The organism is Larkinella knui (assembly GCF_003858645.1).
In the GTDB taxonomy this organism is placed as follows: Bacteria; Bacteroidota; Bacteroidia; order Cytophagales; family Spirosomataceae; genus Larkinella; species Larkinella knui.
Genome location: NZ_RQJP01000005.1, coordinates 48,664 through 68,818, shown reverse-complemented (window position 1 = coordinate 68,818; position 20,155 = coordinate 48,664). Strand labels below are relative to the sequence as shown.

Here is a 20,155-nt window from a genome sequence, read left to right as displayed (position 1 = left end):
ACCGCGCCCGTGGCCGGTTTGCTCGACCTGTCTGCGGGAAAAGCGGTTGTAAAACCCGTTACAATTCCGTTTATTGCCTGCTGTATGAAACAGTTTTTAGCGAACCTGCTGTTGCTGCTTTGTTGCAGCGCAGCATTGGCTCAACAGCACCCCGGTAACCCTGCCCTGACGGCTCTCAAAGCAGCCCAACAGCAGATCGTGCTTCTCAACAATCAATCGGGCCTGGTGCCCATTGCCGATGTTCGAGATTTACGAATAGCCAGTGTTCACAGTGGCTTTGGGCAGCAGGCGGTTTTCGACAGTCTGACGGCTAACTACGGCCAGGTTACGGGTTTTTCGCTCAGCCCCGCCCCCACCGATTCCGCTTTTTTTACCCTGCACGACCAGTTAAAACTCCACAATTTGATTATCATCACCTTGTCGGATTCGTCTCCTTTTGGCACTCGACTGCTGAATTTCATCACGGATCAGCAGGCGATCAACAAGGTGCTGGTGGTTCTAACGGGAAGCGGAAAAAATCTGGCCGCGCTCGAATCGTTGCGCTGCCCCATTATCTGGTATCCAGCCAACACTCCGGAAGGCGCATCCGTTGCCGCCCAGCTGATCTTCGGCGGAATGGCGGCTACGCATCGCCTTGAAACCGCTTATGGTCAGGTATTTAAAAAAGGCAGCGGGTATTCCACTTCCAAAATAAGGCTGGGTTATTCGATGCCCGAAGCCGTCTCGGTGAACGCAAACCGGCTGAAGTCGATCGATTCGCTGGTCAACGTAGCCATTGCCGGCCACGTTACCCCCGGAGCGGTTATCCTGCTGGCGAAAGACGGGCAGGTGATATTTCACAAGGCCTACGGTCATCATACCTATTCGGGTCAGAATGCCACCAAACCCGACGACATTTTCGATCTGGCTTCGGTCACCAAAGTAAGTGCCACTACCCCGGCTATCATGCGGCTGTATGATCAAAAAATAGTCGATTTAAAGGATCCCATCAGCACGTATGTGGCCCGAACCCGGACCATACCGGATAAAGCGACCATCACCATCCGGGAGGCTCTGCTCCACGAAGCGGGTTACACGCCCTACATTAAATTCTACGAACAACTCAAACCGCTGGACCTGAGCACCGACTCGTCTGCGGCATTTCCCACCAAAGTAGCGGATCATTATTTCCTGCGGGCGCATTATTTTGAGGACGTTATGTGGCCGGTGACGCTGAAATCGAACGTGGAGACGCGGGGAAAGTTTGTCTACAGCGACGTTAGCATGTACATGATGAAGGAAGTGATTGAAACGGCTTCGCATCAAAAACTGAACGACTATGTGCTCCATGAGTTCTACCGCCCGCTGGGTATGCGGTCTACCGGATTCTTGCCCAGAACCCGTTTTCCCCGGTCGCGGATCGTTCCCACCACCGAAAATGACAACTGGTTTCGAACCATGCGGGTTCAGGGCTATGTCAACGACCCGGGCGCGGCCATGGCCGGAGGAGTGGAAGGCCACGCCGGTTTGTTTGCAAACGCCAACGATCTCGCCATCCTCTACCAACTGTACCTGAACCAGGGGTCGTATGGTGGACGGACCTACTTTCAACCCGCCACGGTGGCGCTCTTTACGTCCGAGCAGTCAAAGGCGAGTGGCCGGGGCTACGGATTTGCCCGCGCGCCCAAACCAGCCGATAAAGCGTATCCTTCCCCGCTGGCCTTCGGACATAGCGGCTATACCGGCACCTACGTTTGGGTCGATCCAAAATACAACCTGGTCTACATCTGCCTGACAAACCGTGTGTATCCCGACGATTCCAAAACGTATGGAAAGCCCTCCCTTAACTTACGGGCACTGATTCTCGACCGGTTTTACGAAGCCGTTGTGCCGGGCAACTGAGGGTCAGCCAACCCCGCAGAGCCCTTTCGATGCAATGAAAAGTGGTTTAATCCCTAATTTGAACGATCGGCCCATAAATTTACTTAATGGGCGCGGTTTTTCAGGACAACTGCCATACTTGCCTTCTGGTTAGTAGAATACGGGTTACGTACACGTACTATGCTGGCCTTTCAAGGAAATGGACAAATCAGTGGAACAAAACAAGGCCCCCCATCCTTCCGCGAGTGAACACCTCGACCAGCTCCATCGGGTTCTGGAAGCGGGCCTGATAGGGGTCTGGGAGTATGATCCGATAACGCATATCGTTCTGTGTTCTGCCCATGCCAAACAACTCTTCGGTTTTGATTCTGAAGAGGTTGTAACCCTCCCGCGGCTGTTGAAGGCCGTTCATGAGAACGATCGGATTCGAGTGTCCGAAGCTATCGATCGTGCCATACGGCCCCGTTCAGAAGAAAACCTGGAGCTGGAATACGCACTCGATAGCCCCAACGGCGTCATTCCACGCATCATCCGCTCGACGGGAAAGGCTTTTTTTAATGCCGGGGGCATCGCCTACCGGTTTGTGGGAACGGCTGTCGAGGTGGCCCCGCAGAAAAGTGCCGCCCAGGCTTTGCAGGCCAGTCAGGCTTACTTCCGCGCCATCGCCGATACGGCCCCGGTCATGATTTGGATTTCGGATACGGACAAACGCTGTAATTTCTTTAACAAAGGCTGGCTGGACTTTACCGGTCGGAGCATGGAGCAGGAATATGGTCACGGTTGGGCGGAAGGAGTCCATCCGGATGACGTGGAAAGATGTCTCCATACCTACACCAGTTCGTTCGATGCCCGGCAATCGTTCTCGATGGAATACCGGCTTCGGCGGCAGGATGGGCAGTATCGCTGGCTGCTCGACAACGGCGTTCCCCGCTTTCTTCCCGATGGGCAGTTTGTTGGCTATATTGGCAGTTGTATTGATATAGATCAGTCCAAAACCCTCCATGAAGAGCTTGAAAACCGGGTAGCCGAGCGTACGCGGGCGCTGGCGCAGGCCAACGACGATCTGATCCGGTCCTACAAAAATCTGGAGCAGTTTTCGTTCGTAGCATCGCACGATTTACAGGAACCTCTTCGAAAAATCCAGTCTTTCTGCACGGTCTTAATCGATGAATACGGCCGGGCGGTAGGTGACAACGGGATCGATCTGATGCAACGCATGCAATCGGCCGCGAACCGGATGCAGACTCTGATTCAGGGTTTACTGGGCTATTCCCGCACGGCCCGACCGGGCCCATTTGAAGCCGTAGATCTGGGTCGGGTGGTCAGCCAGGTCCTCGACGACCTGGAAATGGCCATTGCCGAACAGGCTGCCCAAATCACCGTCGATCCGTTGCCGACGCTGATGGGAGATCCGCTCCAACTGCATCAGCTCTTTCAAAACCTACTCACCAACGCGCTCAAGTTTGCCCGTTCCGATCAGACGCTTGAAATTTCAATTGAGTCGCATACCGTCACCCACGCCGATTTTTTACCGGCCTTGTCGCCCCCGTTCATTCGCTGGGAGGTTATTTCGGTGCGGGATAACGGAATAGGTTTTGCGCCAGAATACAGTGAGCGAATTTTTCAGATATTTGAACGACTGCACGGACGCATGCAATACCCCGGTGCCGGAATCGGCCTGGCCGTCTGCAAGCAGGTGGTCGAAAACCACCGGGGCCTGATCCGGGTCCAGAGTCAGCCCAATCAAGGAACGACGTTCACCCTTTATCTGCCGACCACCATCGCCTAAGTGGCGATTCGTTCGCGTAGTTCTGGTCCTTTTTACGGATTTTATTACCAGAATCCGCGTTGTCATTCGGCCTGAACGGGCGTCAATACCGCTAAGAACGTTAATTTTTGAGTCGCCCTCCTTTTTCATCCAGGGCCAGCCGGATGAGTTCGACGGTGTTTTTCACGCCGGCTTTCCGCAGAATACTCGCGCGCTGGTTGGCCACGGTATTGGTACTGATCTCGAACTTTTTAGCGATTTCCTGGCTGCTCATGCCTTCCGTCAAGCACGTCAGAATCTGGGCTTCCCGCGAGCTGACTTTATTCCAGATGGACGAGGTTTTTCGGGGCGCATAGTTTATATCTTCTTTCCGGGAGGCCACATCCGGCAAAACCCAATGTCGGATAATGACCGTCGAAGCGCTCGGCGGATAGTATAATTCGCCCACGACGACGGCCCGGACGGCCCGCAGGATTTCTTCCCGATCGGTGTCTTTCTGCAAATAACCGGCGGCTCCGTATTCCACCGATTTCAGGATGTAATCCTTGTTATTGTGCATACTGAACATCAGAATGCGAACCTTCGGATACTGCTTTGTAATGATCTGCAAGGCTTCAATGCCGGACATACGCGGCATGGTGATGTCCAGAAACAACACATCCGGTTTCACCACCGGTATCAGATCGATGGCTTCGTCACCGTCGGGCGCTTCGCCAACGATTTCAATATCGGTTTCATCTTCCAGCAAAGTTCGAACGCCTTTTCTGACTACAGAATGATCGTCGGCCACAAGAATTCGTATCGGCGTCATGAGTTTTTCATGTCTGGTAAATGAACGCTCACCTTGGTTCCTTTCTTTAACTTTGACGTAATTGTCAACGCACCGTTCATCAAACGGACCCGGGTGCGCATGTTTTCCAGACCGTTGATGGGCTGAATGCCTTTTTCGTACTTCGGACTTGATTTTACGGAAAATCCTCTTCCGTTGTCTTCCACCATCAAGACAATTTGGGGCTCGCGCTGCCAGCTGATGCGGATTTTCTGAGCATCAGCGTGTTTAATGGCGTTGTTCAAAGCTTCCTGTGCAATCCGGTAGAGCCCAATTTCCACCGCCGGAGGCAGCCGTTTTTCATCCCGATCTCCTTCAAAGATAACCTCAATACCGGATGATCGGGCCGTTTGTTCCGCTAATAATTGCAAGGTAGCTCCCAGACCAAAGTCGCCCAGCACCGACGGCATCAGGTTGTGCGAAGTCTGGCGGGTGGTCTGAATCACGTCGTAAATCAATTCACACAGCTCCTCAAACCGCTGGCGGTGTTTGGGTTCGGCAAACGGAATGACCTTCAATTTCTCTGCGTGCAGCTTCAAACCGGTCAGCATTTGCCCAATCCCGTCGTGAAGTTCACGCGCAAACCGGCGCCGTTCCTCCTCCTGCCCTTCCAACAGCCCGGCCGACCGCACGGTGTCCTCGGCAATCTGCAACCGGTATTTTTCTTCGGTCGTCCGCAGGAGTTCCTGCTGGGTGTCGACCAGTTGCCGGTTTGTATCTTCGAGATTTTTGTTCGCCACCGCCAGGCTGTCGTTCACTACCCGTAACGCATTGTCCGACTCGGTCAGTTTCCGAATCACATTTTTAGTATGCGTCACCACCGGCCGGAAAATCAGCAGCCCTTCGATCAGCAAGGTCAGCAAGGTGGCCACCGTCAAAGCCCATTCGATCTGTTCGAGGGATTTCACCCGCTCGAAACTCTCTTTATCAAACTGAAACACGATGTCGTTCATCTGCTTCAGAAAAGAGGGCTCGGCCCGGAGGACGATTTGCAACGCGGCTTTTTTCTGATCCGGCGTCGCCGAAGCAGCATCGATGCGAGCCAGGCTTTGGTAGATGGACTGAAAAACCGGTTCAATCGCGGTAAACATCCGGTCGATTTGCCGACTTTTCCGGACCATATAGGCCTTCTCCATCTGCAAATTTCCGTTCCGCAACTGAATGTGACTCTGGCCCCAGGTACGCAACAAAGCCGAAAACGATGCCGTATCCGCCGACGGTGTTCCGGTGATCCGGAGCAGCGCCAGCTTCGTCAGCCGCTGGCTCAGCATCCGTTGCCGACCCGCCACGTTCACCACCCGGCTGTCGTCGTAGTGGTCGCTGAGCGTCCGGCGGATAAACAGCAGTCCGCTCAGCGATAACACGGCAATGCACGTCAACGCCAGTACATAAAACCGGGTTAACCGGCGGGCTACCTGCTCATCGAGTTGATTCATTCGGCCTTTATTCTACCCCAATATACACCATTCCGTCGGTCACTTTTACCGGAAAGGTCATAATTTGGTAGCCATCGTCATTGAGACACTGCCCCGTCTGAAGGGAAAAGGTCTTCTTGTGGAACGGACAGGCCACTTTCGGTTCGTCGCCCTGGCTCCCGATCATCCCCCGCGAAAGGGCCATTTGCTGGCGGTGCGGACATTCGTTGTCCGTTGCGTACCACTCGCCCCGGCGGGCAAAATTGTAAATGGCGATCTGGTGACCGTTGATCAGCACACAAGCCCCGCCGTCGGCCGGAACATCCTCGACCCGGCAGGCCAGATACCATGTAAGTTCTTCTTTTTCAGCGAATAAAGTTTCCATAATTTTTTGCGTCTGGAGAAAAGAAAACGACCATATTTTTTTCATAGCCCACGGTTTTAACCGTGGGGCAACCAACCCGTATACGATACTCCGGCAACCGTTTTAACGGTTTTGGGCGTTGGCCAAACCGTTAAAACGGTTTATGATCAATCCTAATTTTGCATGGTCCCAGGGTTTAAACCGTGGGCTGGCAAATCCTGTAAAACCGGTTGGTATTACTTCCATTCCTTCGCCCGTTTCATTTCCCGCAGCGATTCAAATTCCACCGTTGGGTCTTTCTGCTCGGGCACATTGACGAAATGGGCAAACCGCTTGCGGAGTTCGGGGTTGTCAACCACTTCTTTCCATTCGCATTTGAAGGTGTCGACCAGCAACTGCATTTCGCGCTCCAGATCGTCGGCGATGCCCAGCACATCGTCCACCACCACGGCTTTCAGATACGTCATGCCGCCCTCCATTTTGTTCATCCAGGTGGCGGTGCGCGTCAGGGGGTCGGCGGTTTTGATGTAAAACATCAGGAACCGGTCGATGTAACGAATGCAGGTTTCCTTATCGACGTCCGACGCCAGCAACTGCGCGTGTTGCGGTTTGGAGCCACCGTTGCCGCCGACGTACAGATTCCAGCCTTTTTCGGTCGCAATAATGCCAAAATCCTTGCTTTGGGCTTCGGCACATTCGCGGATGCAACCCGACACGCCCGACTTGATTTTGTGCGGAGAACGAACGCCCTTGTAGCGGTCTTCCACTTCGATGGCAAACGACACCGAATCCTGAACACCAAACCGGCACCAGGTGCTGCCGACGCAGCTTTTCACCGTCCGCAGGGATTTCCCGTAGGCGTGGCCGCTTTCAAAACCGGCGTTGATCAGTTCTTCCCAGATCAGGGGCAGATCGCCGACGTGGGCCCCGAAGAGGTCGATGCGCTGTCCGCCGGTTATTTTGGTATACAAACCGTATTTTTTGGCCACCTGACCAATCACGATCAGTTTATCGGGTGTGATTTCGCCCCCCGGAATGCGCGGTACCACCGAATAGGTGCCGCCTTTCTGGATATTCGCCAGAAACCGGTCGTTGGAATCCTGGATGGTGGCGCGGCCTTTTTCGAGAATATTTTCGTTCCACAAACTCGCCAGAATCGACGCCACGGCCGGTTTGCAAACCTCGCAGCCGTCGCCTTTCCCGAAGGTATCCAGCACGTCATCGAACGTTTTCAGGCTGTTCATTTTCACCAGATCGAGCAGTTCCTGGCGGGTGTAATCGATGTGTTCGCAAAGCACATTCCGGACGTAATGCCCCTGTTGTTTCTGAACGCCCTGAATCAGATCTTTCACCAGGGGTGTACATCCGCCACAACCCGTGCAGGCTTTGGTGGCTTTCTTGAGGGAATCGATGGTCGTGTGGCCCTTTTCGCCAATTTCGTGGCACAGCATCGCTTTCGTGATGGCTTCGCAGGAGCAGATCAGCGCATCGTCGGGCAGACCCATCACCCCCGCGCCCGCTTCTTCGCCCCCGCGTGAACCCAGGATCAGATCTTCCGGATCGGGTGGGAGGATGGTTTTATTCTTGCAGGTTTGCAGCAGCATGTTATACTGATCGGCATCGCCCACCAGGATACCGCCGAGCAGTGTTTTCCCATCCGCCGAAATATTGATGCGTTTGTAAACGCCTTTGGCTTTGTTTTCGTACGCAATGGTTCGGCAGGACGGTTCGGCAATAAACGGATCACCAAACGAAGCCACATCCACGCCAATCAGCTTCAGCTTGGTCGACATATCGTACGGCTTGAACTCCTTTTGCTCGCCCATCAGCCGGGCGGCCACGACTTCCGCCATTTCGTAGCCCGGAGCCACCAGTCCATAGATCATGTGGTGAACAACGGCACATTCGCCGATCGCAAAAACCGCCGGATCAGAAGTTTGCAGAAAATTATCGACCACAATGCCCCCGCGCGTGTGGGTGTCCAGACCGGTCGATTTCGCCAGCTCGTCGCGCGGACGAATCCCGGCGGAGATGATCAGCATATCGACCTCCAGCGAGGACCCATCCGCAAACTGAATGCCTTTGATGGTGTCGTCGCCCGTAATTTCCTGCGTACTTTTAGAGAGGTGAATGTTCAGCCCCAGGGCTTCGAGTTGGCGTTGCAGAATACCGGAGCCCGCATCGTCGATTTGCCGGGGCATCAGCCGGGGCGCAAATTCAATCACGTGGGCGGTTTCCAGGCCCAGATCGAGCAGGGCTTTGGCGGCTTCCAGACCCAGCAAACCGCCCCCCATCACTGCTCCTTTTCTGGCCCTTTTTGCATAGGATTGAATGAGGTCCAGGTCTTCGATGGTGCGGTAGACAAACACCCCGTCTTTCTCGACCCCGGCGATGGGTGGCACAAACGCGCCGGAGCCGGTGGCTAGTACCAGATAGTCATAAGGCACTACCATTCCGTGGTGTGAACGCACCTCCTTCCGCTCCCGGTCGATGTCCACCACGGGGTCGGTCAGATACAGCTGGATGTCGTTTTCAGCATACCAGGATTCGGGAGCCATCGTCAGATCTTCGGCCGTTTTTCCATCGAAATACGCGCTCAGATGAACACGATCGTAGGCTACCCGGGGTTCTTCCCCAAAAACCGTCAGGCGAAACCGCGGTCCATTTTTCTGTTTGGCTACTAATTTTTCACAGAATTTGTAGCCCACCATGCCATTGCCAACGACGACGACATGCATCACTTCGTTTGTGTTCATAGTTATTATTAACTATAGTTATAAAACAAACCCGTTTATTTATTGTATTATTTCAGTAAAATTCCCCAATTACTCCTGAAACACTACGATTCAAAATTAAACTGATTTTTCCCTATTTCCTATATTTTTATTCTGTTAAGCTTAAATTTTAATCTTGTTTTTATTGATTTTGCTTGTTTTTCAAAATTATGTCTTTAATTTTGAACCAATAATTCAATAGTTATCAAATACTAACAATAGTACATTTTAACTATTCACGACTACTAAACACCAAAGCGATGAAGCCAAAGCTTACACTCGTGGGGGCGGGTCCCGGCGACGGCGAATTGATCACCTTGAAAGGGATCAGGGCGCTTCAGAAAGCCGACGTTGTGCTGTACGACGATCTGGCGAATGACTCCCTGCTGGATTTTGCGCCCAAACACGCCCTGAAAACCTACGTGGGGAAACGGGCGGGGAAAGTGTCGTTTACGCAGGAAGAAATCAACGGGCTGATTGTGCGGATGGCGCAGGAACACGGCCATGTCGTTCGGCTGAAAGGTGGCGATTCATACGTATTCGGACGCGGATACGAAGAATACGAGCACGTCCGCCAGTACGGTATTTCGTGCGAGGTCGTTCCCGGCGTTTCCAGTTGCATTGCGGTTCCGGCGTCGCAGGGAATACCGGTTACATCCCGCGGGGTCAGTGAGAGTTTCTGGGTCATCACCGGCACGACGCGCCACGGCGAACTGTCCGACGATCTGCGGCTGGCGGTTCAGTCAAAAGCCACGGTGGTGGTGCTGATGGGCATGAATAAACTGGCGGAGATTTGTGCACTCTACTGCCAGGCCGGCCGCGGTCACGTGCCGATGGCGGTGGTTCAGAACGGAACCCGGATCAACGAGCAGTGCGTCGTCGGCCAGGTCTGGAAAATGCCGCATCTCGTAGCAGAGCAGGGCGTGGGGGCGCCGGCTGTGCTGGTCATCGGCGAAGTGGTGGCGCTGCATCCGACCTACCTGGCCGAATGCCTGCGTAGCCTGTCGGTGGAAGTGTAGGGTTTACGGTATACGGTTTTCAGTTTACGGTGGCTGGCGCACTCATGCAAACGCGTTAGCATAGGGCGTCAGTTCTGGCGGGGAACCGCACCGCTCCAGCGGCCCACCGAAAACTGAATACCGAATACCGTAAACCGTAAAAAAAGCCGATCCGGTGTGGGGGCACCTTTGGATCGGCCAAACTGGGTTTGTCTATGTAAAACACAAACGGTTCAAAGAAAATGAAAAAACCGACGTAAAGCAAATCACTCCGCTTCGCCTTACCGGGTCTGAATTCCGATTCATTTCGACGATTTACCCGTAAGGCCTGTCCTTTCAGATTGTTGCCTTCCTGTTACCCATTCCGGGTATCCTGACTATTTTTTGCACCGGCCGCTTCATTTCTTTCAACCCACGTATGCCATGAAATTCTACTTCAGGCGGTTGGCGCTTCTGTGCGCTCTGCTGATTATTTTCCATACCCAACTCCGCGCCCAGGTTTCGCTGACCGGCCAGCTTCGTACCCGTACGGAACTGCGCGACGGCTACGGCAACCTGACGCCCAAAAATAGCCGGGCGGCCGCTTTTACCTCGCAACGCACCCGACTGACATTCGGTTATAAATGGGACCGCGTTCTTTTCAACGTTTCCGTGCAGGATGTGCGGGTGTGGGGCCAGGATGCTTCCACCATCAGCAATGCCGACGGAAACCGCCTGATGGTCCACGAAGCCTGGGCCGATCTGACGCTCATCAATGCCGCCGACAGCACGCTGAAATTCCGGCCCATCGACAAGTTATCCCTGAAAATTGGGCGTCAGGAGCTGGTATACGACGACGTTCGGCTGCTCGGCAATCTCGACTGGCTCCAGCAGGCCCGCCGGTTTGATGCGGCTATCCTGAAAGCGCAACACCACGGCTGGGCGCTCGATCTGGGGGTCGGTTTTAATCAGAATTCCGATGCCTTCGGCAACACCGGCACGTATTACACTCCCGCCAATGCGCCAGCGTCGGCCCTTTCCAACAAAAACGTTTCGCTGGCGATTCCGGGCGGTTTTTTGCCCACCGCTGGCAAAGGCGGAGCACCGGTGGTAGCCAATGCGGTTAGCACCAACGGCCAGAATCAGCAGTTCAAGGCGTTCCAGATGGCGTATCTCACCCGGAAATTTGGCGGCACCAAATTCTCGGCTTTACTCTTTAAAGACGATTTCTCGAAATACCGCATCGACTCGCTGGGCAGTGCGGCAACGGGTTACGTATATGGCCGGCGTTATGATGTTCCGGGCGTCCATTCCCGTCTGACCTATGGCGCGATGCTGACGGGTCAGGCTACGCTTTCGGCCGTAAAAACCGGTCAGATTCTGTGGCAGGCTTTCGGGTATCTGCAAAGCGGCAAAGACCGCGACGGTCTGCGCATCCGGAACGCCTATCACTACGGTGCCAATGTCACGTTCCAGAAAGGGTTGCTGAGTGTCAGTCCCGGGTATGAAATCCTGTCCGGCACCAATGCCGCGACGGCAAAACCGGGAGAAACCGGTCGTTTCGATCCGCTGTACGGCACCCCGCACAAGCATTGGGGCTACATGGATTACTTCTACGTCGGCACCGGTGCGCCAGCGGGTGGCTTGAAAGATGCATTTCTGAAGTTTAAATACGCCGGGAAACGCCTGACCACCGCCCTCGACGTGCATTACTTTGCCCTGGCTGCTACCACGTTCAACAAAATGCCGGATGCGGCAACCGGTTCTACGCTACCCTCGAAGCTGGGGATGGAATATGATTTTACCGCGACTTACAGCCTGAATAAATTCACGATGCTCGAAGCCGGGTACGCGATTATGAAGGGAACGAATTCGCTGGAGTATACCAAGCAAACCACGATGAATCAGAAAGATAAACTGGGAACCTGGGCGTATTTGATGATCAACATCCGCCCTACTTTCCTCTAATCATAAACCGAAAAATCATGAACGCACACGCAAACAAACCGCTGGAATCACTTCCCATCTTCAGTTTTTCAGGCATTCAGATGAAGACGTTTCACATCACCTGGATGACGTTTTTTGTCTGCTTTTTCGGCTGGTTCGGCCTGGCCCCGCTGATGCCCGCCATCCGGGCGGATCTGGGATTGACCAAACCCGAAGTCGGGAATACGATCATTGCCGCCGTGTCGGCCACCATTTTTGCCCGGCTGATCGTTGGCAAGCTATGCGACACCTGGGGACCGCGTAAAACCTATACGGCCTTGCTCGTGCTGGGTGCGTTTCCGGTTATGTTCGTCGGCCTGGCCCACGATTACACCACGTTTTTGCTGTTCCGTCTGGCAATTGGCGTCATTGGGGCGTCGTTTGTCATCACGCAGTTTCACACGTCGATGATGTTTGCGCCCAAAATCAAAGGAACGGCCAATGCCGTCGCTGGCGGCTGGGGCAACCTCGGTGGGGGCATCACACAACTGGCCATGCCGCTGATTATGGCGACAATTATCGGGTTTGGCTACACCAAGCCCGAAGCCTGGCGGCTGGCGATGGTTGTGCCGGGCGTCCTGATGCTCATCATGGCATTTGTGTATTTCCGCTACACGAAAGATACGCCGAACGGCAACTTCGACGAGATCCAGCGGTCGACGGTGAAAGGCGAGAAAATCAGTTTCTGGAAAGCCTGCTCCGACATCCGCGTCTGGGCGTTAGCGCTGGCGTATGCCTGCTGCTTCGGGATGGAAATCACCTTCGACGGCGTGGCATCGCTCTACTTTTTCGACAATTTCGACATGAAAGAAACCGAAGCCGGTTTCTGGGCCATGCTGTTTGGATTCATGAACATTTTTGCCCGCGCCCTCGGCGGAATTGTCGCCGACAAAGTGGGGAACCAATACGGTATGCGTGGCAAAGGGCTGTTACTGGCCGGTTTGCTGCTAATGGAAGGGATTGGCATTACGCTTTTCGCGCAGTCGGGTAGCCTGTCGATGGCGATTGTTTCGATGATCACCTTCGCGCTGTTCCTGAAAATGGCCAATGGCAGCACCTACGCCATCGTGCCGTTTGTCAATCCGAAAGCCGTCGGCGTCATTTCGGGAGTCGTCGGTGCCGGTGGTAACCTTGGCGGTATGCTGATGGGCTTCCTGTTCAAATCGCAATCGATCAGTTACGGACAGGCCTTCCTCTACATCGGTGGAATTGTTGCCGCGACCGGCCTGTTGCTCTTCCTCGTCAATTTCGGCAAAACCGCCGTCGTAAAAACCGCCGAAACCGAACTTCAAACGGCTTAAAAAGAATGATGGACGATGAATGATGAATTAGCTAACGCAGTTCTATTTACTATGCATCGTCCCACATTCATCACTCATTATTCATCATTCATCATTCAAACCATGTCTCATCAAACTACCTGTTGCTACTGTGGGGTTGGCTGTGGAATCGTAGTCAAACAGGAGCAAAATGGACGGCTGACGGTGGAAGGGGATAAAAGTCATCCCTCCAACCGCGGCATGCTGTGTTCGAAAGGGATGAATCTGCATTATACGGTGATGGATCAATCGGATCGGTTGCTGTATCCGCAGATGCGGCTCCACCGGTCGATGCCGTTGCAGCGGGTGAGCTGGGATGCTGCGCTGGATCGTACGGCTGCGGTTTTTAAGACCCTCATTCAGAAGTACGGACCGGATTCGGTGGCGTTTTATGTGTCAGGCCAGTGTCTGACGGAAGAATATTACCTGGTCAACAAGCTGATCAAAGGCTTTATTGGCTCCAACAACATCGATACCAACTCCCGTCTGTGCATGAGTTCGGCGGTGGTGGGTTACAAACTCTCGCTCGGGGAAGATTCCGTACCGGTTTGCTACGACGACATCGAAGAAGCTGATGTTTTTCTGGTACAGGGTGCCAATCCGGCCTGGTGTCACCCCATTCTCTGGCGACGGATCGAAGCGCATAAAACCGCCAATCCACACGTCAAAATCATTTGCGTCGATCCTCGAAAAACCGATACCGCCCGCTCGTCGGACCTGCATTTGCCCCTTCGCCCCGGCACCGACATTGTGTTGAACAACGCCATCGGCCGGTTGCTGATCGAGAACGGCGACATCGATATTGACTTTATCACCCACCATGCCGACGGTTTTGCCGCCTACCGCGATCAGGTGATGGAGCGCACCGTTGAGGAAGCCGCTGACCTTTGCGGCATTTCGCCCGATGATATTCGGCAAGCCGCCGACTGGATTGGTCGCTCGAAGGGTTTTTTGTCGCTCTGGACGATGGGTCTGAACCAGTCGGTGATTGGCGTCAATAAAAACCTGTCACTCATCAACTTACATTTGATTACCGGACGAATTGGCAAACCGGGTAACGGACCGTTTTCGCTGACGGGACAACCCAACGCGATGGGTGGCCGCGAAACCGGCGGATTAGCCAACAGCCTCCCCGCCCACCGCGACGTGGTGAATGCGGCCCACCGCGCCGAGGTGGAAGCGTTTTGGAAAGGTCCGGTCAACATTGCGCCCAAACCCGGTCTGACGGCCACGGAGATGTTCGAAGCGTTGGCGGATGACAAATTAAAAGCCATCTGGATCATCAACACGAATCCACTGGTGAGTATGCCGGATGTCAATGCGGCTGAACTGGCGTTGAAAAAGGCTCGTTTTGTCGTCGTGCAGGACGTTTCGAACCGCGCGGATACCGTTGGCTTTGCCGATGTGGTGCTGCCCGCGGCCGCCTGGCTCGAAAAAGAGGGCACGATGACCAACGCCGAACGCCGGATTGCGTACCTGCCCAAAGTCATCGATGCGCCGGGCGAAGCCTTGCCGGATTCGGAAATCCTCTGGCGGTTTGCGCAGAAAATGGGTTTTGGCGAATCGTTTACTTATGCGAATTGCGCAGAAGTGTATCAGGAATATGTCCAGTTAACCGCGGGTACGAACGTCGATGTAACGGGCGTGAGTTATGAGTTGCTGAAAAAATACCGGACGATTCAGTGGCCGTTTTCGGAGAAAGAACGAAAGGAAAACGAAGAGCAGGGAAAACCGTATACTGAAAACCGTATACCGGAAACCGGCACCAAACGGCTCTTTACCGATCACCGGTTTTATACCGCCAACGGTCGCGCGCAGATTCATGCGGTTCCCGACGAAAACGCGTCTGAACCCACCGACGAGGACTTTCCGCTGGTGCTGACCACGGGCCGCCTTCGCGATCAGTGGCACACGATGACCAAAACCGGTCGGGTTGCCAAGCTCAACCAGCACAGTCCGCAACCGTTTTTGCAAATCCATCCCGACGACGCGAAGGCGCGGGGCATTCAGGATGGTCAGTTGGTCGAAGTGCGGGGTCGGCGGGGGGAGGTGCGCGTCAAGGCCCAGCTCACCGACGATGTGCGGCCCGGTTTGTGCTTTCTGCCCATGCACTGGGGAAAAATGCCGGTCGACGGTCCAAGAAAGAGCAGTCTGAACCGCGCCAACAACCTGACAAACGCCCTGATCGACCCCCGTTCCAAGGAGCCGGATTTCAAGTTTTCGGCAGTCGAGGTTGTCCCTTACCGCAAACCGGTTGAGAAAATCGTCATCATTGGAGCCGGTTCGGCGGGGTTGGGTTTTATCAATGCCTACCGAACCTTGAATTCGGAAGACGAAATTCACGTCTTCTCCAAAGAAATTTATCCGTTTTACAACCGGGTGTTGCTGCCCGATTACATCAGCGGGGCGCAGTCGTGGGAGCAACTCGTCAAGTTGCGCGAGGACCAGTTCGAAGAAGCCAACATCATCGTTCACAAGGGCGTCAGCATCGTCCACATCGACCGAAAAGCCAAAGTTCTGATCGACAGCAATGGCACCGAACACACCTACGACAAGTTGCTGCTTGGCACGGGAAGCCGGGCGTTTATGCCCCGGGGTGTTCCGCCATTACCGGGAATTTTCAACATGCGGTCACGGCTCGATGCCGATTCGCTGCTGCCTTTCCTGACGCAACCGAAAGATGGTTCCGAACCGCACACGGTGATTGTGGGGGGCGGTTTACTGGGGCTGGAACTGGCGGCTTCGCTGCGTCAGATCAACGTGCGGGTGACGGTGATTCAGCGGGCGGGGCGGTTTATGGAACGCCAGATCGATCCGCTGGCGAGCGAGCTGTTGTATCTGGAATTGAAAGAACGCGGCATTGATGTGTTTTTCAACGAGGAAGTCCAGACGTTTGCCGGAACTACCAAAGTGGAAGGCATTCAGTTGAAATCGGGCCATAAAATACCGTGTCAGGTCGTGGTGATTGCCATCGGTACGGAGCCGAATAGTGAACTGGCGCGGGAAGCCGGACTCGACTGCAACCGGGGCGTGGTGGTGAATGATTACCTGCAAACGTCGGACCCGGACATTTTTGCCGCGGGCGAACTGGCGCAGTGGAATGGTCAGATGTGGGGTATTACGCTGGCCGCCGAGCAGCAGGCCGAAATTGCCGCCGGTTTCATCGCCGGGGATGTTTCCAAACCGTATCGCGGCAGCGTCTCGATCAGTATTCTCAAAATGGAAGGGTTGCATTTGTGCAGCATCGGACTGGCCGAAACGCCCCCGAATGATGCCAGCTACGAAGAAATTGTTTTCATCGACAAGTCGAAACGGTATTATAAAAAATGCATCGTTCAGGGCGACAAGCTTGTGGGGGCCATTTTGATTGGGGATAAAAACGAATTTGCGGAGTTCCGCGACCTGATTGCCAAGGGAACCGAACTGTCGGAAAAACGCCTGCAACTGCTGCGGGCCAGCAAAGCCGTCGACCCGATGGAGGGCAAACTGGTGTGTTCCTGCAACAGCGTTGGTCAGGGCAATCTGGAGCGCGCCATTCAGGCGGGGTGCACCGATTTCCAGCAGTTATGCCAGAAAACCGGTGCCGGAACCGGCTGCGGGTCGTGTCGCCCGGAAGTGCGGAGTATTTTGGAAAAAATGAGTGAATTAGTGATTGAGTGATTGAGTGGCTCACGCGGTTTTTTCACTCAATCGCTCAATCACTAATTCACTCAATTACCCATCGTTCATCATCAAAATGAGAGATTATTACACCTTGAAAGTCAACCTTCCGGCCGGGATTGTCTCGCCTGGTGCGTTGCAGAATGTGCTGGTTCCGGCCCGGGCGGCCAACGTCCGGAACGTGCGTTTTGGTGCCCGGCAGCAGTTGCTCATGACGGTGCATTATGAGGACCTGCGTGCGTTGGAGAAAGAGCTGAAAAAACACCCGATTCCGTACGAAATCAATACCGATCAGTATCCCAACATCATCAGTTCATACTGCGGAGAAGACGTGTTTCGAACGGGCGCGTGGCTGCGGGAAGGGGAATATCATACGGTGCTGGATCAGTTCGATGAGCAGCCCCGGTTAAAGATCAACCTGTCGGATTCCAACCAGAGTTTTACGCCCTTTTTTACGGGAAATCTTAATTTTATTGCCTCGCCCGAACCCCATTTCTGGTATTTGTACGTTCGCCCGAAGCAGAGTAACACGGTTTTTCGCTGGCCGGAACTGATTTATACCAACGATCTGGGTCGCCTGGCCAAAGCCGTTTCAACGGCTCTGCTGGACGGAGCATCGGACTGTCTGGATGCGGAGACGCTGCACAAAACCGTCACGAGCCGCGCGGGTTTTATTACCCAACCGGCGACGCAGGAGGTTGAATTGCCGGAGTTTTCGCTGCCGTATTACGAAGGGTTCAACCGCTACGGTGAGCGGTCGTGGCTCGGATTATACCGCCGGGACGAGCAATTTTCCATCGATTTTCTGCTGGACCTGTGTACGTTATGCCTCAAAACCCGCCTGGGTGAGATCTGCGTCACGCCGTGGAAGTCGTTGATTATTAAAGGAATTGAAGAAAAAGACCGGCGGCTCTGGTCGTTTGTGCTGGGCAAACACAACATCAACGTGCGGCATGCGGCCAACGAACTGGCGTGGCAAACCGAAGACCACAGCGACGACGGTATGCAACTGAAAAACTACGTCATCCGGTATTTCGAAAAATACGATATGCGGACGTTCGGATTGTGTTTTGGCGTGCAAACCCGCCCGAAATCGGAGGTATTCGGCTCCGTGCTGGTGCGCAAACGTCCGCTGCTCCGGGTCGGGCAACTGGCGCTTTTCAGCGTGTATGACCTGTATTATACGGAAAACTTCAACCCGAACAGCCGAACGTATATTCCGTTTGAGAAAGGACTGCTCAAGCCGTTTCTGCCTTACCAGATCGACCGATTGTGCCGGAAATTCAGCAACCGCCGTTCGCTGGAAACGGGAAAAGCCGTCCGGCTGGAACCGGAAAATCCCGAACCGGCACCCGTTGCGGCCCATCGCTTGCACCAGTGTCCGCATTGCTTTACGGTCTACGATCCTCACTATGGCGACGAACGGCGCGGCATTTCGCCCGGCTTGGTATTCAGCCAGTTACCAAACGATTACAGCTGTTCTACCTGCGATGCGCCCAAAACCGAGTTCCAGGAAGTTCAGCTGGAATTGACCAACCAACTTTCGACTTTCCGATGAAACCGCAGGCTGTTAATCCCGTTTATTTTGCTTTTGAGAACGACTTTGTCGACACCTTTCGCTGCATTCCGATGATTGTCCGTTACAAACTCGATGCGTGCGGCATCAAGCTGAAACTCCCCGAATGGGTGAAATTGCAGGTCGATGAAAAACGCGAGCTGGCGAACCGCCCGTGTTATACCGCGCCGGAAATCGAACAGTACCGCCAGTATCTGATCCATCGGGTGGCCGAGCGTTGTCAGAAAACCGTCACGGATCTACCCCCGGTGGAGGCCACCTGGGATCTGTTGGGCGAGGTTCCCGGTGAAGTGCAGGAAAAAGCACTGGAATTTAGCTGTGCACCGCTGACGCTCCGGCAATGGATTGGGCTGGATGTGCTCCAGCGGTTTGCGTTGATCAAATTGTGCCGCTCGGGTCATGAAGGAAAAAATTTCCCCCGTGCCCTGAACGAATTCGGGATTGAAAACCGGTCGCTCTAGCGTTGCTCCAATGCCCGGCATTTGAACCGTCGCGGGTAAGCTTTTTTGATCTTGCAAGCCGCCATCTCCTGAATTCAGCAAAACTTTCAGGTCTTTCACCGTAACCAAAAAATGGGACGTCTCCCCGACCGGCTACACACGGGCGTCACCACGCATTTGGCTATCAATCAGATCAAAATCTTTCTGCCCGATCTCAAAAAAGCCAAATCGGAACGGATAGCCCCAGGCTTTCTTATTCGGAATGAAGTCAAGTGCATCAATAAGCGGCAGGATGGAAACTTCCTTCGCGGCCTGAAATTGAACATTTCGCCGAAAAGGGGCAAAATTTTCCGTCATGGAATATTGATAAATTTCGTCATCGCGGACCTGCCCGATTGCCGTAAACGCTTGGCATTTCTCGTCGCTTTCCAGGATTTGTTTGGGCGAATAGAAGATTATCCAGTCGCCGGGTTTCATCCGTTTCAGCGGAGCTTGCTTGCCGTGGTTGGCCTGCATAAATCCGCCCGCCACGCCCCGCATGACATGATCTTTCGAGGCTACGGCTATCCAGTATTGTGTCGAATCTTGCATAAGTCAAGTGCGGTTTGATACGGCACGAAAGATGCCGGTTTCAGTCGTTATGGAATTGGCCTTTAAGCGTTCCCGCTCCAGGCAGATCCCTCGTTGTTTTGGCTACCGTCCTGCTCAATCCCATACATAACGCTCATCATACGCTATGCCATATTTCTGAAAAATACCCCGACATTCGTCCTGGAACGTGGTTTTTCCGTGATGCTGATATTGATTGCTGATGTACCGAACAACGGTATCGACCTGCGACGGGTTCACTGAAAAGGCTCCATAACCGTCCTGCCAATAAAAGTTTCGGTAATTAAATCCTTTCGTTTTCATCCATTTCGACGAGCTTTTTTTCACCTCCTCCAGCAATTTCACGAGAGCAATTTTCTTTGATAGAATGCATAAGATATGCACGTGATCGTAATAACCGCCAATTTTTATGGGATTACACTCCAGTTGCTGGCAAATACCGCCCAGATAGGCATACAATTCGTCTTTTACCTCATCGCCAATGACGGGTTCGCGGTATTTGGTACTAAAAACAAGGTGAACATAAACTTTGGTTAAGGATTGCGGCATGGTGTGGTTTTTTATTGTTTGCACAATAT

14 protein-coding genes are annotated in these 20,155 nt (G+C 53.8%); 8 read left to right on the top strand and 6 right to left on the bottom strand.

The features are described 5' to 3' along the window. Positions 1-84 precede the first annotated feature (84 nt). Together EHT87_RS22635 and EHT87_RS22630 are read left to right on the top strand one after the other, a co-directional pair. Positions 85-1,881, top strand: a complete 1,797-nt coding sequence (locus EHT87_RS22635) for a serine hydrolase domain-containing protein (RefSeq protein ID WP_124908962.1) — start codon at positions 85-87, stop codon at positions 1,879-1,881. 190 nt (positions 1,882-2,071) lie between these two features. Further along, complete coding sequence (locus tag EHT87_RS22630; RefSeq protein ID WP_221622061.1) at positions 2,072-3,649, top strand: sensor histidine kinase; 1,578 nt, start codon at positions 2,072-2,074, stop codon at positions 3,647-3,649. A 100-nt stretch (positions 3,650-3,749) separates the two neighbouring features. Here EHT87_RS22630 and EHT87_RS22625 read toward each other — a convergent pair whose 3' ends face one another. The 4 genes from EHT87_RS22625 to nirB all read right to left on the bottom strand — a co-directional run bounded on the left by EHT87_RS22625 (position 3,750) and on the right by nirB (position 8,992). Beyond that, entirely contained in the window at positions 3,750-4,439 is a 690-nt protein-coding gene (locus tag EHT87_RS22625) for a response regulator transcription factor (RefSeq protein ID WP_124908960.1), read from the bottom strand. After that, positions 4,436-5,893 (bottom strand): ATP-binding protein, encoded by a 1,458-nt coding sequence (locus tag EHT87_RS22620; protein ID WP_124908959.1) that lies wholly within the window; start codon positions 5,891-5,893, stop codon positions 4,436-4,438. Before EHT87_RS22620 ends, EHT87_RS22625 begins: the two co-directional genes overlap by 4 nt. Positions 5,894-5,900: 7 nt before the next feature. Then, on the bottom strand, positions 5,901-6,257 hold the full coding sequence (nirD, locus tag EHT87_RS22615) for a nitrite reductase small subunit NirD (RefSeq protein ID WP_124908958.1): 357 nt from the start codon (positions 6,255-6,257) through the stop codon (positions 5,901-5,903). A gap of 215 nt (positions 6,258-6,472) precedes the next feature. Continuing rightward, complete coding sequence (gene nirB, locus EHT87_RS22610) at positions 6,473-8,992, bottom strand: nitrite reductase large subunit NirB (RefSeq protein WP_124908957.1); 2,520 nt, start codon at positions 8,990-8,992, stop codon at positions 6,473-6,475. Between the two features lie 278 nt (positions 8,993-9,270). On the opposite strand from nirB, the gene cobA reads away from it, so the two are divergent. From cobA to EHT87_RS22580, 6 genes are all read left to right on the top strand, one after another. Beyond that, positions 9,271-10,029 (top strand): uroporphyrinogen-III C-methyltransferase, encoded by a 759-nt coding sequence (gene cobA / locus EHT87_RS22605; RefSeq protein ID WP_124908956.1) that lies wholly within the window; start codon positions 9,271-9,273, stop codon positions 10,027-10,029. A gap of 402 nt (positions 10,030-10,431) precedes the next feature. Next, positions 10,432-11,955 (top strand): alginate export family protein, encoded by a 1,524-nt coding sequence (locus EHT87_RS22600; protein WP_124908955.1) that lies wholly within the window; start codon positions 10,432-10,434, stop codon positions 11,953-11,955. A 17-nt stretch (positions 11,956-11,972) separates the two neighbouring features. After that, positions 11,973-13,274 carry a NarK family nitrate/nitrite MFS transporter gene (locus EHT87_RS22595; protein WP_124908954.1) on the top strand — a complete coding sequence of 434 codons (1,302 nt, stop codon included), beginning with the start codon at positions 11,973-11,975 and terminating at the stop codon, positions 13,272-13,274. 102 nt (positions 13,275-13,376) lie between these two features. After that, positions 13,377-16,952: a nitrate reductase gene (locus tag EHT87_RS22590; protein WP_124908953.1), complete on the top strand. Its 3,576-nt coding sequence runs from the start codon at positions 13,377-13,379 to the stop codon at positions 16,950-16,952. A gap of 76 nt (positions 16,953-17,028) precedes the next feature. Further along, complete coding sequence (locus EHT87_RS22585) at positions 17,029-18,510, top strand: rubredoxin (protein WP_124908952.1); 1,482 nt, start codon at positions 17,029-17,031, stop codon at positions 18,508-18,510. Beyond that, a complete protein-coding gene (locus tag EHT87_RS22580) occupies positions 18,507-18,989 on the top strand; it encodes a nitrate reductase associated protein (protein ID WP_124908951.1) in 483 nt (160 codons plus the stop codon). The genes EHT87_RS22585 and EHT87_RS22580 overlap by 4 nt, the downstream gene beginning before the upstream one ends. 132 nt (positions 18,990-19,121) lie before the next feature. Here EHT87_RS22580 and EHT87_RS22575 read toward each other — a convergent pair whose 3' ends face one another. Continuing rightward, positions 19,122-19,559: an EVE domain-containing protein gene (locus EHT87_RS22575; protein ID WP_124908950.1), complete on the bottom strand. Its 438-nt coding sequence runs from the start codon at positions 19,557-19,559 to the stop codon at positions 19,122-19,124. Positions 19,560-19,673: 114 nt separating this feature from the next. Next, positions 19,674-20,126 carry an IS200/IS605 family transposase gene (gene tnpA / locus EHT87_RS22570; protein ID WP_124908949.1) on the bottom strand — a complete coding sequence of 151 codons (453 nt, stop codon included), beginning with the start codon at positions 20,124-20,126 and terminating at the stop codon, positions 19,674-19,676. Between the last annotated feature and the right edge of the window lie 29 nt (positions 20,127-20,155).

Excerpts from the sequence above, each read along its gene's own strand:
- EHT87_RS22635 (WP_124908962.1), top strand. The coding sequence starts at position 85 with ATGAAACAGTTTTTAGCGAACCTGCTGTTGCTGCTTTGTTGCAGCGCA.
- EHT87_RS22625 (WP_124908960.1), bottom strand. The coding sequence starts at position 4,439 with ATGACGCCGATACGAATTCTTGTGGCCGACGATCATTCTGTAGTCAGA.
- EHT87_RS22620 (WP_124908959.1), bottom strand. The coding sequence starts at position 5,893 with ATGAATCAACTCGATGAGCAGGTAGCCCGCCGGTTAACCCGGTTTTAT.
- nirD (WP_124908958.1), bottom strand. The coding sequence starts at position 6,257 with ATGGAAACTTTATTCGCTGAAAAAGAAGAACTTACATGGTATCTGGCC.
- nirB (WP_124908957.1), bottom strand. The coding sequence starts at position 8,992 with ATGAACACAAACGAAGTGATGCATGTCGTCGTCGTTGGCAATGGCATG.
- cobA (WP_124908956.1), top strand. The coding sequence starts at position 9,271 with ATGAAGCCAAAGCTTACACTCGTGGGGGCGGGTCCCGGCGACGGCGAA.
- EHT87_RS22600 (WP_124908955.1), top strand. The coding sequence starts at position 10,432 with ATGAAATTCTACTTCAGGCGGTTGGCGCTTCTGTGCGCTCTGCTGATT.
- EHT87_RS22595 (WP_124908954.1), top strand. The coding sequence starts at position 11,973 with ATGAACGCACACGCAAACAAACCGCTGGAATCACTTCCCATCTTCAGT.
- EHT87_RS22590 (WP_124908953.1), top strand. The coding sequence starts at position 13,377 with ATGTCTCATCAAACTACCTGTTGCTACTGTGGGGTTGGCTGTGGAATC.
- EHT87_RS22585 (WP_124908952.1), top strand. The coding sequence starts at position 17,029 with ATGAGAGATTATTACACCTTGAAAGTCAACCTTCCGGCCGGGATTGTC.
- EHT87_RS22580 (WP_124908951.1), top strand. The coding sequence starts at position 18,507 with ATGAAACCGCAGGCTGTTAATCCCGTTTATTTTGCTTTTGAGAACGAC.
- EHT87_RS22575 (WP_124908950.1), bottom strand. The coding sequence starts at position 19,559 with ATGCAAGATTCGACACAATACTGGATAGCCGTAGCCTCGAAAGATCAT.
- tnpA (WP_124908949.1), bottom strand. The coding sequence starts at position 20,126 with ATGCCGCAATCCTTAACCAAAGTTTATGTTCACCTTGTTTTTAGTACC.